Annotated in this window: 15 protein-coding genes; 5 read left to right on the forward strand and 10 right to left on the reverse strand. The window is 63.7% G+C overall.

What is annotated here, in order from left to right:
• Positions 1–22: 22 nt before the first annotated feature.
• Positions 23–217: a DUF1192 domain-containing protein gene (locus EN990_RS14990; protein WP_023810953.1), complete on the reverse strand. Its 195-nt coding sequence runs from the start codon at positions 215–217 to the stop codon at positions 23–25.
• A 123-nt stretch (positions 218–340) separates the two neighbouring features.
• Between EN990_RS14990 and EN990_RS14995 the strand changes: the two genes are divergently transcribed.
• The 3 genes from EN990_RS14995 (at position 341) to EN990_RS15005 (ending at position 2,814) form a co-directional block, all read left to right on the forward strand.
• Positions 341–1,351 (forward strand): NAD(P)H-quinone oxidoreductase, encoded by a 1,011-nt coding sequence (locus tag EN990_RS14995; protein ID WP_013529235.1) that lies wholly within the window; start codon positions 341–343, stop codon positions 1,349–1,351.
• 161 nt (positions 1,352–1,512) lie between these two features.
• A complete protein-coding gene (locus EN990_RS15000) occupies positions 1,513–1,653 on the forward strand; it encodes a DUF1127 domain-containing protein (protein WP_127369267.1) in 141 nt (46 codons plus the stop codon).
• Positions 1,654–2,118: 465 nt separating this feature from the next.
• On the forward strand, positions 2,119–2,814 hold the full coding sequence (locus EN990_RS15005) for a DUF1013 domain-containing protein (RefSeq protein WP_013529237.1): 696 nt from the start codon (positions 2,119–2,121) through the stop codon (positions 2,812–2,814).
• Between the two features lie 64 nt (positions 2,815–2,878).
• Here EN990_RS15005 and EN990_RS15010 read toward each other — a convergent pair whose 3' ends face one another.
• The 4 genes from EN990_RS15010 to EN990_RS15025 all read right to left on the reverse strand — a co-directional run bounded on the left by EN990_RS15010 (position 2,879) and on the right by EN990_RS15025 (position 5,050).
• Positions 2,879–3,598, reverse strand: a complete 720-nt coding sequence (locus EN990_RS15010) for a YafY family protein (protein WP_013529238.1) — start codon at positions 3,596–3,598, stop codon at positions 2,879–2,881.
• Positions 3,599–3,723: 125 nt separating this feature from the next.
• Positions 3,724–4,131: a hypothetical protein gene (locus EN990_RS15015; protein ID WP_063169160.1), complete on the reverse strand. Its 408-nt coding sequence runs from the start codon at positions 4,129–4,131 to the stop codon at positions 3,724–3,726.
• A 75-nt stretch (positions 4,132–4,206) separates the two neighbouring features.
• The gene (locus tag EN990_RS15020; protein WP_064993261.1) at positions 4,207–4,797 is read right to left on the reverse strand and encodes a DJ-1/PfpI family protein; all 591 of its coding nucleotides are present in this window, start codon (positions 4,795–4,797) and stop codon (positions 4,207–4,209) included.
• An 85-nt stretch (positions 4,798–4,882) separates the two neighbouring features.
• Positions 4,883–5,050: a hypothetical protein gene (locus EN990_RS15025; protein WP_013529241.1), complete on the reverse strand. Its 168-nt coding sequence runs from the start codon at positions 5,048–5,050 to the stop codon at positions 4,883–4,885.
• Positions 5,051–5,359: 309 nt separating this feature from the next.
• Between EN990_RS15025 and EN990_RS15030 the strand changes: the two genes are divergently transcribed.
• Positions 5,360–6,307, forward strand: coding sequence for a ring-cleaving dioxygenase (locus EN990_RS15030; protein WP_024502993.1), 948 nt, complete (start codon positions 5,360–5,362; stop codon positions 6,305–6,307).
• A gap of 114 nt (positions 6,308–6,421) precedes the next feature.
• Positions 6,422–6,583, forward strand: a complete 162-nt coding sequence (locus EN990_RS15035) for a hypothetical protein (protein WP_023810961.1) — start codon at positions 6,422–6,424, stop codon at positions 6,581–6,583.
• A gap of 21 nt (positions 6,584–6,604) precedes the next feature.
• Here the strand turns inward: EN990_RS15035 and EN990_RS15040 are convergent, their stop codons facing one another.
• The 5 genes from EN990_RS15040 to EN990_RS15060 all read right to left on the reverse strand — a co-directional run bounded on the left by EN990_RS15040 (position 6,605) and on the right by EN990_RS15060 (position 12,676).
• A complete protein-coding gene (locus tag EN990_RS15040; RefSeq protein ID WP_127370125.1) occupies positions 6,605–7,318 on the reverse strand; it encodes an SGNH/GDSL hydrolase family protein in 714 nt (237 codons plus the stop codon).
• Positions 7,319–7,380: 62 nt separating this feature from the next.
• Complete coding sequence (locus EN990_RS15045) at positions 7,381–8,121, reverse strand: thioredoxin family protein (RefSeq protein ID WP_127370124.1); 741 nt, start codon at positions 8,119–8,121, stop codon at positions 7,381–7,383.
• Positions 8,122–8,285: 164 nt separating this feature from the next.
• On the reverse strand, positions 8,286–9,311 hold the full coding sequence (locus tag EN990_RS15050; RefSeq protein ID WP_127385310.1) for a class I fructose-bisphosphate aldolase: 1,026 nt from the start codon (positions 9,309–9,311) through the stop codon (positions 8,286–8,288).
• 133 nt (positions 9,312–9,444) lie between these two features.
• On the reverse strand, positions 9,445–10,641 hold the full coding sequence (locus EN990_RS15055; protein WP_013529247.1) for a phosphoglycerate kinase: 1,197 nt from the start codon (positions 10,639–10,641) through the stop codon (positions 9,445–9,447).
• Positions 10,642–10,786: 145 nt separating this feature from the next.
• A complete protein-coding gene (locus EN990_RS15060) occupies positions 10,787–12,676 on the reverse strand; it encodes a potassium/proton antiporter (RefSeq protein ID WP_127368746.1) in 1,890 nt (629 codons plus the stop codon).
• Between the last annotated feature and the right edge of the window lie 45 nt (positions 12,677–12,721).

The following is a 12,721-nucleotide window of genomic DNA, read 5'->3' on the forward strand; positions in this document are numbered from 1 at the left end:
GGCGGGCTTTACGCCCGAGCGCCTATCCGCGGCGGAACAGTGCTTCGGCCGCGGATTTGGTGGTGTCCTTGGCCTTGAGTTCGGCTTCCAGGCGGGCGATTTCGTCGCGCAGGATGCCGATCCGCTCAGTCAAGTCGCTGACGGAAAGCAATGACAGGTCCTGCCCGATCTCGTGCGGGCGCGCCTTCTTCTTGGGTTCGTCGTCGAAGATCGCCATTGTCGCTCCTCCTCCGCCAAGACCAGATTGGCCATTTGCCTGATTTGGCAATCAGCATACATAGGGCAGGGGCGTCGATGCAAACAGCCGGTCGGATAACGGCGAGGAAAGACGGGAAATCTCATGGCGAGCGGACAGAAAATTCCGGCAAGAATGACGGCCATCGCGATCTCGGAGCCAGGTGGCCCTCGGGTGCTGAAGCCGGAAACACGCGACGTGCCGCAGCCCGGCCCCGGCGAGATCCTGATCAAGGTGCATGCCGCCGGCGTCAACCGGCCCGACGTCCAGCAGCGCAAAGGCGCCTATCCGCCACCGCCCGGCGCATCCGACCTGCCGGGCCTCGAAGCATCGGGTGAAGTGGCGGCCCTTGGCGACGACATATCACGCTGGCGCATTGGCGACCGCGTCTGTGCGCTGACGCCCGGCGGCGGCTATGCCGAATATGTCAAGGTCCATGCAGGGAGCGTGCTGCCGTTGCCCGCCGGCTTCACCCACACCGAAGCCGCGGCGGTGCCGGAGAATTACTTCACCGTCTGGCACAATGTGTTCGAGCGTGGCGGCCTCAAGAAAGGCGAGACGCTGCTCGTCCATGGCGGCTCGTCCGGCATCGGCACGACAGCAATCCAGCTTGCCTCCGCCTTCGGCGCCTATGTCATCACCACTGCCGGCAGCAAGGAGAAATGCGACGCCTGCCTGAAGCTCGGCGCCGACCGGGCGATCAATTATCGCGAGGCGGATTTCGTCGCCGCGGTGAAGGAGGCAACGGGTGGCAAAGGCGCCAATGTCATCCTCGACATGGTCGGCGGCGACTATGTGGCGCGCAACTACGAAGCCGCGGCGGTCGAAGGCCGCATCGTCCAGATCGCCGTTCAGGCCGGCGCTGTCGCAAGCGCGGACTTTTCGAAGATCATGGTCAAGCGGCTTACCCACACAGGTTCGACGCTGAGGCCGCGAACCGTCGAGTTCAAGGCGGCGATCGCGGCGGCGCTGGAAGCGCAGGTGTGGCCGCTGCTCGGCACGCGCAAGGTTGCCCCTGTGATGGACATGATCTTCCCGCTCAGCGAAGCCTGGCGGGCGCATGAGCGCATGGAAGAGGGTGAGCATATCGGCAAGATCGTGCTCGACGTAGGCTGACAGCGCGCGAGGTCAGCGCCTCGCTGCCCACAAGATGAACAGAAGCTTAATGCTGCAATGCAGCATTTGCATCATTGCTATGCAAAATCAGCCATTCAAGTCCTCATCGATGACGCCTATTTGAGCACCATCGAAACGAACATCATTCTGGAGGGACTACCATGAACCCGATCCGCGCTTTCCGTAACTGGCGTATGTACACCGAGACCGTCCGCGAACTGAGCCGTCTCAACGCACGTCAGCTCAGCGATCTCGGCATCAACCGCGCCGACATCGAAAAGATCGCCCGCAGGGCTATCTAAAGCCACGTCCTGGTCCGCTCCGGCGGACCCAAGCCGTGGAAGCCAGAGCCGCACCAGACGAACTTTGTCGCGGTTCCGAGCCCGCTGGACCCAGTCCGGCGGGTTTTGTCGTTTTGGGCGGGAGATCAACGACCGTCCCAACCGATACCGGCCATCGAGCAGGGTTGACCTCAGTTTCCTGCATGGCATCTTGGCTCGGCGCTTTCACAAGGGCGAACCCTGATTGACCGGGGTGCCCTACCTCAACCGATCTTTGCCAAGACCGGAACTCGCCAGCGAAGCCAGCTTGTCGTTCTGTTCAAGAGCGCGGAACGTTTTCGGTAAGTACCCACGGCTTCCGGTCTTTGCTCCAAAAACGTTGCGAAACGCCCCGAGAGCGGTTATACAGACCGCGAATTTCCCATTTTGGTGGCTCTAAACCACCGCCCGCGCGGGAACGCGGGCGAACGAGAAGGATTTGTAAAAATGGCCAATACGCTGCTGATGCCCAAGGCGACCGCCGTCTGGCTGGTCGACAATACCGCACTTTCCTTCGAGCAGATCGCGCAGTTCTGCGGGCTGCATCCGCTCGAGGTCAAGGCAATCGCCGACGGCGAAGCGGCGCAAGGCATCAAGGGCATGGACCCGATCATGACCGGACAGCTGACCCGTGACGAGATCGCCCGTGCCGAGAAGGATCCGAACCAGCGCCTGAAGCTTTCAGACCCCAAGGTGCGGGTGCCCGAATCCAAGCGCAAGGGTCCGCGCTACACGCCGCTGTCGAAGCGCCAGGACCGGCCGAACGCAATTCTGTGGCTGGTGCGCAACCATCCCGAGCTCAAGGACGCGCAGATCTCGCGCCTCGTCGGCACCACCAAGTCGACGATCGAACAGATCCGCGAGCGCAAGCACTGGAACTCAGCCAATCTGCAGCCGATGGACCCGGTGACGCTGGGTCTCGCCTCGCAGATCGACCTCGACATGGAAGTCAACCGCGCCTCGCGCGGCCGCGAACAGGCGCAGCCGGTCGGCGACACGCTGCTGCCGGCGGCCCTGACCGAGCGGTTGGTGCCGGCTCCCGAGAAGCCGAAGGACGAGGACGCCGAACTCGACGCCAACGCCGTGTTCGCCAAGCTCTCTGCCTTGAAGTCGAAGAACACGGACAATGACGACGACGAGTGAGGTTGTCTGATATTCCAAGAAAAAGCCCGCTTCGAGCGGGCTTTTTTTGTAGCTGCGCCAGGTCTCAGCTGCGCGCGGCGCGGTCCGGCGCCATGCCATAGTCCTCGCTGCGCTCCACAGCGCGGTAGAAGTCGGCAAGCTGCTTGCCGCGCTCCGGCTTGAAGATGCGGCCGGCGATGACCACCGAGGCGATGCGATCGATACGAAAGGCGCGGAAATCGTCGCGCATCTCGCACCAGGCGACCAGCGTCCACACCTTGCCCCAGAACCACAGGCCGAGCGGGCGGATATCGCGGGCGGTGCCGCGGCCGGCCTCGTCGGAATAGTCGATGGTCAGCACCTGGCGCTTTTCGACCGCGCGCTCGATCAGGTCGATCGCCTCGCGGGCAGCGTCGCTGACCACCCACATCGGCGTGTGGATCTCGGTGCGGGCAATGCGGTCCTTTTCGGCATCGGGCAGGACGGCGCCGATCTTGACCAGCGCTTCGTCGGCGGCGCGCGCCATGGCGGCACCGCCAAAGGCACGCACCATGCGGGCGCCGGCGACCAGCGCGACGATCTCGTCACGCGTGAACATCAGCGGCGGAAGGTCGAAACCCTCCCTCATCATGTAGCCAACGCCGGCCTCGCCGTCGATCGGCACTCCGGTCGACTGCAAATCGGCAATGTCGCGATAGATGGTTCGCTCGGAAACTTCGAGCCATGTGCCGAGCTTCTGGGCGGTGACCAATCGGCCACCGCGCAGATGCTGCACGATCTGGAAGAGCCTGTCGGCGCGGCGCATCGTATGGTCCCTCGGCGTTGTCTCTATGCATGCCGCCCGAAACCGGTCCACCTCTGGGTGGCATGCATCGTGTTTTCGCGCATGCCGTTATCCCAAAACCGCAGAACACTTTTGGGCGGCATGCCTCATGGTTTCAGTCCTTCGCGCTTGCGCTGCGCGGCGACGAACTCCGCGCCGAAGGACAATTTCTTCGTCGTCGGTGTTTTCGCATCGAGCACGCGCCAGAACGGTGCCACATCACTCGGCGTCATGCCGCGCTGGAGGTCCTCGTTGGCGGCTTCGGCAACAGTGCGCAGATGATAGCCTATGGTGACCGGGCATGTCACTTCGGCGCCATGCTCGACGGCAAGTGCTGTACGCAGCGCACGCACATCCATCTCGACGCCTTCGGGAATCGAGCGGATGAAATCATCGACCTGGCGCGCTGTCGGCACCAGCATAGGCTGGCCTTCGACGACATCGGCCATCGTGCGCGGCGTCGGCTTGACGCCGTTGATGCCTGGTGTGCTCAGTCTGTCGTTCCAACTCTTCATCGATCGTCCTTTCGACCGCCGATGCACGGGTGCCCTAAGCTGGCACCATTGCACGGCCCTCCTGACAGCATACTGTCAGGAGGCTTCAGCATACTCCTTGGCAAACAGCGTTCGCATCCGAGCGAGATCGCTGCCTCTTTCGGGGTAGAGCGTCTTCAGAAAGGCGAGCGCGAAGGTGCCCGGCGCCGAGCCTGGCGCGGAAACAATTTTGCCGTCGGCCATGGCATGCGGCACATCCTGATAGAGGCTGTCGCCGGCATAGCCGGCCTCATGACCATTGATCCAGTCGCGGCCATTGCTCGTATGCCTGGCCTTCTCGAACAGGCCGGCGCGGGCTAGCGCCAGCGTGCCGGCGCAGATGCCGCCGACCACGCCGCCGCGCGATGCAACAGCATTGAGCAGATCGGCAACATCGGGCGGTGCCTTGCCGGCCCACTCATCGGAGCCGATGACGGCGATGGCGTCGAGATCGTCATTCTCATCCGCCCCGGCCGATCGATCAGGCGTCAGCCGAAAGCCGCTGATCCCGGCCACTGGGTTGCCATCAGGCGTCAGCGACACGGCACGGGCGCCGAACCATTCGACCGCCGAGGCCGCCAGCAGCCCATACTCCCAGTCGGCAAAACCTTCGATGAAAAGGAAACCGATCGTCTTCTGTTCGGGCATAAGCTCGCTCCCATTCCTCACGCACCGGACCTGTTATCTGGGCGTTGACGCGCCCACATCCAATCGCTGGGTCGAAAAATTGGCTTCAATTGCCGCGAGGGCCACGGTCCGCATACATGTCCGGCCAGCCGATATCCTTGCGAATATCCGCCGGCAGCGAGTTCATGAACCGCTGGGTGCGGATCTCGTTGCGCATCGTGCGGATCTTGCCGACATAGTGCTGCATGCCGCGCAGAATGGTGTAACCGTTCATGGCCAGTCTCCTCTCTCTGTATGGAGGTACTATCGCATACCCCTCCTGACAGCAGTCTGTCAGGAGGATGTCAGGCGCGAGACGATAGTTGCGACCGGTGCGCGCACCGCAGGCAAGGCATCGCTTTTCGCCGCATCGAACGGTGCCGAAGGCAGGTTCGCGACTTCCGATTGTTCATAGCGACGACGTGCACTGGGCGCCGCTGTTCAGTTTCCGGCGACGGACTGTCGGAATACGAGGCCTTCAGCGGGGTGACCGCAGTTCTGATATGGAGGGAGAAAATTCTTCCCCAACAGCAGGGAGACGACGATGAGCTTGCAACTGACAGGTATCCACCATCTGACCGCCATCACCGCCAATGCGCCTGGCAATCTTCATTTTTATACGAAGGTGCTGGGTCTGCGGCTGGTCAAGAAGACCGTAAACCAGGACGACACCTCGGCCTACCACCTCTTCTATGCCGACGGCGAAGCGACACCGGGCACCGACCTTACCTTCTTCGACTGGCCGGTCGGCCGCGAGCGGCGCGGCACGCACAGCATCGTGCGGACCAGCCTCAGGGTCGGCAGCCAGGAGAGCCTTGCCTGGTGGAAGCAACACTTGACCGACGAAGGCCTGGCAACAGGAGAGATCGGCGACATCGGCGGTTATGCGTCACTGGACTTCGAAGATCCCGAGGGCCAGCGTCTGCGCCTGGTCAGCGATGGCGGCAAGGGCGGCAGCCATCCCTGGGCGCAAAGCCCGGTACCGGCCGAGCACCAGATCCGCGGGCTCGGGCCGATCGTCATCAGCGTTCCCGACATCACCAACACCGAGGCGGTGGTGACCACGGTGATGAACATGCGCAAGGCGCGCGACTATGCCTCGCCGGAGGGCCAGGTTCACGTCTTCGAAATGGGCGAGGGCGGGCCGGCGGCGGAGCTGCATGTCCTGGTGCAGCCGGGACTGGCGCCGGCACGGCAAGGTGCCGGTGCGGTTCACCATGTTGCCTTCAGGGCGCCGGACCAGGAAACGCTGCATCAATGGACGGCGCGGCTGGCCGAGTTCCGGCTGCCGTCGAGCGGCGAGGTCGAGCGCTATTATTTCCGTTCGCTCTACTTCCGCGAGCCGAACGGCATCCTGTTCGAGATCGCAACCGACGGTCCGGGGTTCACCGCCGACGAGCCGCTGGAAACGCTGGGGGAAAGCCTCGCCCTGCCGCCATTCCTCGAACCGAAGCGCGCTTCGATCGAGGCTGGCCTCAAGCCGCTGAAGTAGATCGTTTGCCGGTCAAAGGGCGCCGCGTTCCGGTTCGGGATCTCGGCGTCCGTTCTTTCTCAGGCAATGAACGACGTGCTTTGACAGCCGGGCGCGTTGCTGGTCAAAGGCGGCATGACGAAATTCCTCGCCCTTGTCATCGTCGGTTTCATGGTCATTCAACTGATCAAGCCGCTTGGCTGGCCAGGCCTCAAGCGACGCGGTGATTTCTGGAAGCTGGCACTGCTCGCCATGGCCGCGATTTCACTGGCGGCCGTGCTCGGGCATTTGACGTAGGACGGCACTTGTCGTCGCTGCTCAATTGCCAAGCACCGGGCCGACCAGATGCTCGGCCCAGGCCCGGTAGCCTGCTTCCGAGGCGTGAAAGCCGTCCGAGGCAAAGCCGGCTTCCGGATTGGTGATTGGCAGGCGCGACGCCGGCACCGCGCCGCGCTCCAGGCAAAGGCGTTCGCCCATCCGGTTCATGTCGGTGGCGCGGATCTCAAGGATCTTTCCGAGCAGCGGCGGCATGGCTGGCGCCCGCGTGAACTCCAGCACCGGCGACCACACCACGCGCGCTTCCGGCCATTTGGCGCGCAGGCCGTAGAGCAGGCCACCGAACTCCTTCTTGAAGCGCGGCACGGAGTGAAAATTCTTGGTGTCGTTGGTGCCGATGGCCAGCACGATATGCGTCCACGGATCGGCCGACAGATTGGGCAGCACATGGTCGCGGATCTGGCCGGACGTTGCCGAATTGAAGCCGGCCGCCCGCCAGCGCACGGCGCGGCCGGTGCTTTGTGAAATCAGTACGGCGAGTTGCGCGGCAAGTCCGTCTTCCGAATTGTCGATGCCGACCGAAGCGGCGGAGGAATCGCCCAGCACCAGAAGCGAGATTGCCGGTGCTGCGCCTGATATTTCGTGCATGACCGGCCCTTGCGCCGGCAGCATGCGCGTGGTGCGGCGTCGCACGCCGAGGCCTTGCCAGATATAGACCGGGAAGGCGAGCCAGGTGAGTAGGGCCGGGAAGCGCATGGCAGTACCGTTATACGATCAGCGGCAGCCTTAGCGCATGTTTTGGCCGACGGGAACGATCTTCAATCGCAGCAACTCGCCTGCCCCGCCTGCTTGCCCTGATATTCATCGTGCAGCCGCACCCAATCCATCAGGCCGTGATAGGGGCCGTTCTCGTTGCGGCCCTTCGGCGTCATGTCGAGATAGTCGTAGGCGCCGATCTGCGCCTCGCCGCCGCGGGCGCGCGACATGAAGGTCAGGAAGATGTCGCCGGCCTCGTCCCTGTAGAAGACGCTGGTGCCGGGAAGCTCCTTCGATGTCCGTGGACGGGTCTCGAAATTGTAGGTGGTGCAGCCGTTGGCGATCTGCTTGTCGGTGAAGGAGACCTGCATGTCGAAGTTGAAATCCGAGGCATAGGACGACACCCAGTCGAACTTCCAGCCCATGCGCTGCTTGTAAGGCAGAAGTTCCGCCAGTGGAGCGCGCGAAACCACGACCAGCGACACGTCGTGATGCCGCAGATGCTGATTGGCGCCGTCGATATGGTCGGCAAGGAATGAGCAGCCCTCGCAATGATGGGTGCAGCCCGGCCCGAACATGAAGTGATAGACGATCAGCTGGCTGTTAGTGCCAAACAGGTCGGTCAGTCTGTTTGGCCCTTGTTCGGTCTCGAAGACATAGTCTTTCCTGATCTTCAGCCAGGGCAGTTCACGCCGTTCCGCGGCGATCCGCTCGCGAAACCGCGTCAGTTCCTTCTCGCGCGCCAGATGTGCCTTGTGCGCCTGGAACCAGTCTTCGCGCGAAACGATCTTGTTGCGATGCATGAACCTCTCCCTGAATGTCATCCCAAGGACGTTGGGGATGGGCGCAATCCGACATCGCCGGAGAGGAAATAAGGACGGAGAGGCTCCGCCCCAAGCCCTGCAAGTCACAAACAAAAAACCCGGGCGCATCGGCCCGGGTTCGAAGGAGGAAGAAAGGACTGTGATCAGGCAGCCTGTTCCAGGCTCGCTTTCCATTTTCCGAGCGCTGCCAGATGGTTCATGTGGGCGCGATGGGTGAAGGCGGCCTGGCCGGCGGCAACGTTCGAGGCTTTGCCGCTCCAGGCTTTCTGTGGCGCGGCCTGCAGCGCGCGACCATAGGAGAAGGTCAGCTTCCACGGGTGCGGCCCGATGGCGTTGATGGCGTTGAGATTGGCGGTCGCCTCTTCGTCTTCCTGGCCGCCGGAAAGGAAGGCGATGCCCGGCACCGCTGCCGGCACTGTCTCGCGGAACAGTTTTATGGTCTTTTCGGCGACTTCTTCGGGGCTGCTCACCTTGCCCGATTTCCTGCCGGCCAGCACCATGTTGGGCTTCAGGATGGTGCCTTCCAGCACGACGCGCGCCGCATGGAGCTCGTCATAGAGCTTGATCAGCGTTGCCTTCGAAATGTCGTAACAAGTGTCGATGTCGTGGGCGCCGTCCATCAGCACCTCCGGTTCGACGATCGGCACGATGCCGGCTTCCTGGCAGAGGGCGGCATAGCGGGCGAGCGCATGAGCGTTGGAGCCGATCGAGGTCGCCGAAGGGACGCCCTTGGCCATATCGATGTCGATCACCGCGCGCCATTTGGCGAAGCGGGCGCCGAGCTTGTAGTAGTCGGCAAGCCGTTCGCGCAGGCCATCGAGGCCTTCGGTGACGGTGTCGCCGGGAAACCTGGCCAGCGGCTTGGCGCCGGCATCGACCTTGATGCCGGGGATGGCGCCGGCGGCCCTGATGATGTCGACCAGCGGCGTGCCGTCGGCGGCCTTCTGGCGGATCGTCTCGTCATAGAGGATGACACCGGAAATGTAGCGGGTCATCGCCTCTCTGGTGCGGAACATCATCTCGCGGTAGTCGCGGCGGCTGTCGGCGGTCGATTCGACGCCGATGACGTCGAAGCGCTTCTTGATGGTGCCGGAACTTTCGTCGGCGGCCAGCAGGCCCTTGCCATCGGCGACGATCGCAGCGGCAATGTCTTCGAGACGTTCGCTCATTGTTGCTTCTCCTGAAACGGTTGTTCCGCGCTTAACGGAAGTCTACCGCCAAAGGAATGGCATCGGAAAGCTCGAATCGATTGAAGCCTCGGGCGGCCTTGTTCGCTCTCCGAGTGTTGATCGCCTCGGAGCCTCAGCGCTTCAACACATCGACGCCGGGCAGCGGCTTGCCTTCCATCCACTCCAGGAAGGCGCCGCCGGCGGTCGAGACATAGGTGAAGTCGTCGGCGACGCCGGCGTGGTTGAGCGCCGCGACCGTATCGCCACCGCCTGCAACCGAGACCAGCTTGCCTTCCTTGGTGCGCGACGCCGCGTGCTTGGCAGCCGCCACCGTCGCATGATCGAAGGGCGCGATCTCGAAGGCGCCGAGCGGGCCGTTCCAGACCAGTGTCGCGGCGCGGTCGATCCATTCGCCGATGGTCGTCACGGTTTTGGCGCCGACATCGAGGATCATCCCGTCGGCCGGCACATCGGAGATGGCGACGGTCTCGCAGGCCGCGCCCGCCTTGAACTCCCTGGCGACGACGCCGTCGACCGGCAGGATGATGGCGCAGCCGGCCTCGGCCGCCTCGATCATGATCTGCTTGGCGGTTGAGGCGAGATCATGCTCGCACAGCGATTTCCCGACATCGGTGCCGCGCGCGGCGAGGAAGGTGTTGGCCATGCCGCCGCCGATGACCAGCGCGTCGACCTTCTTCACCAGGTTCATCAACAGATCGATCTTGGTCGAGACCTTGGCGCCGCCGACAATGGCGACGACCGGACGAACCGGTTTTCCCAAGCCCTTCTCCAGCGCCTCAAGCTCGGCTTGCATGGTGCGGCCGGCAAAAGCCGGCAACAGATGCGCCAGCCCCTCGGTCGAAGAATGCGCGCGGTGCGCGGCCGAGAAGGCGTCGTTAACGAAGATGTCGCCATTGGCGGCGAGTTTTTCGGTGAAGGCCGGGTCATTCTTTTCTTCGGCCTTGTAGAAGCGAGTGTTTTCGAGCAGCAGCACGTCGCCCTTGTTCATGGCGGCGACAGCACTTCCGGCCGTGTCGCCGACGCAATCCGAGGCGAAACCGACGGGGCGGCCGAGCACTTCTGCCGTGGCTTTGGCGATCGGCTCCAGCGAGAATTCGGGCGAAGGCCCATCCTTGGGTCGGCCGAAATGGGCGAGCAGGATGACCTTGGCGCCCTTGGCCGATAGCTCGGCGATGGTCGGTGCGATGCGTTCGATGCGGGTGGCGTCGGTGACTTTGCCCTCAGTGACAGGCACGTTGAGGTCGACGCGCACCAGCACGCGCTTGCCGCTGATGTTGCCGATATCGTCGAGTGTCTTGAAGGCGGCCATGCGGGTTCCTTTCGCGAAAAACCGGGGGACCATACCCCGCATCGGCGACGATGCAAGGCTTAGGGCGCGCTCGAACCGAAATTTTGAAGTGGGCACGATCTTGCACTGGCGGGTGGATGAATGGCAGCGCTCAATAGCGGGTTTGTCAGCTTTCGGTTGCTGCCTTTTCCGGCGCTGGCTCCGGGGCCGGTTTGTCGTCCGCCCGCGCCTCGTCCGCCTGCGCCTCGGTCGGCTTGCGCCAATTGCGGATGAAGGCGGAAAGACGGTCGCCGATTTCTCCGGCGCTGAGGAAGACCGGCACCCGCGCCACCGGAGCGGTCGGCTCGAACGACAGGCCGAGGCCTATGATCTTCCCCTTGTCGTCGACGTCGCGGACGATCAGTTCTATCGGGCCGAGCAGCACGCGGTCGGCATATTCGGCATGGCCGCCGAGCCGCGCCGTGACCAGCGCGCCAACGGTGAGCTTTTGCTCCACTTCGGTTAGACCTGGCGTATAGGCTGCTTCCAGTTCGGCGGCGGGGCGCGCTGGATCGACGGCGAAGGCGCCGAAGAAATCGGCATCTTCGGGATCGACCACGGCACGGCTGGCGAACAGCTTGTCGAGCAGGCGCGGATAGCGATCCGGGACGAAAATGTAGACCTGGTCGCCGGCGGCGAGCCGGCCCATGTCCTGGAAGCGCATCGAACGGCCGTCACGCAGCACCAGCGAGGGTCGCGCCCAGCGTGGGATGCGCTCGCCGCGCGCCACCGGGCTGCCGGGTGCGACGCGATAGGCGAGAAGCTCGTGATGGGCCGAACCCGGCAATTCCAGCTCGACCTTGTCCAGCGGTCCGAGCCGCGCCGGCACGATCAAACCGAGGCGGCGCGCCAGCGGTCCGACCGTCCAGCCCTGGATGACCAGCGAAACCAGAACGATGATGAAGGCGGTGTTGAAGATGACACGGCCATTTTCCAGCCCGCCGAGCAGCGGGGTGATGGCAAGCAGGATCGACACCGCGCCGCGCAGGCCGACCCACGAGACAAAGGCGACTTCGGGGCGCGGCATGCGGAACGGGATCAGGCAGAGCCAGACGGCGACCGGCCGCGCCACGAACATCAGGAACAGGCCGAGCAGCACCGCCGGCACCATGATCGCCGGGAATTGCGAGGGCGTCGCGAACAGGCCGAGGATGAGGAACATGATGATCTGTGCCAGCCATGACATGCCGTCCTGGAAGCGCTTGAGGATGGTGACGGCGCGGATATCGGAATTGCCCGAGATGAGGCCGGCGATATAGACCGCCAGGAAGCCCGAGCCGCCAATGGCGCCGGCGGCGGCAAAGACCATCAACGACAAGGTCAGCACGAAGATCGGCAGCAGGCCATGGTCGAGATTGAGCCGGTCGACGAGACGCACGATGGCGAGGCCGCCGAGCACGCCGACGACAGCGCCAAGGCCCATGTTGAGGAGGAAGCCGAGGAAAAGGCTGGTGACCAGGACGTTGGTCTCGGGATTGGCATGAGCGGCGATGATCTCGACCAGCGTGATGGTCAGGAAGATGGCGATGGGGTCATTGGTGCCGGATTCCACCTCGAGCGTCGAGCGCACGCGTTCGCGCAGATTGATCTCGCCGGCACGCAGCAGGAAGAACACGGCGGCCGCATCGGTGGAGGCGACTGCGGCGCCGAGCAGGAAGGATTCCAGCCAGGTGAGGTCGAGCAGATAGTGGGCGGCGGCGCCGAACAGGCCGGTGGTCAGAATTACGCCGAAGGTCGCCAGCGACAACGCCGGGCCGGCTGCCTGCCGCAAGGCGTTGAGCGGCGTGCCGAAGCCGGAATCGAACAGGATGACGGCCAGCGCCAGTGAGCCGGCAAAATAGGCGATGCGGGCATTGTCGAACTGGATGCCGAGACCGTCGGTGCCGGTGGCGAGGCCAATGCAGAGGAACAGGAGCAGAAGAGGGGCGCCGAAGCGGAAGGCGATCAGGCTCGAAAACGCGGCGGCGACGACAAGCGCTGTGCCGACCAGCGTGACGAGATAGATCGCATGCTCCATCCTGAAATCAGCCCCTCAAATTCGTCTGTCTCCTGCTTTGCGAGA

The organism is Mesorhizobium sp. M7A.F.Ca.US.005.03.1.1 (assembly GCF_003997975.1).
Taxonomy (GTDB): domain Bacteria; phylum Pseudomonadota; class Alphaproteobacteria; order Rhizobiales; family Rhizobiaceae; genus Mesorhizobium; species Mesorhizobium ciceri.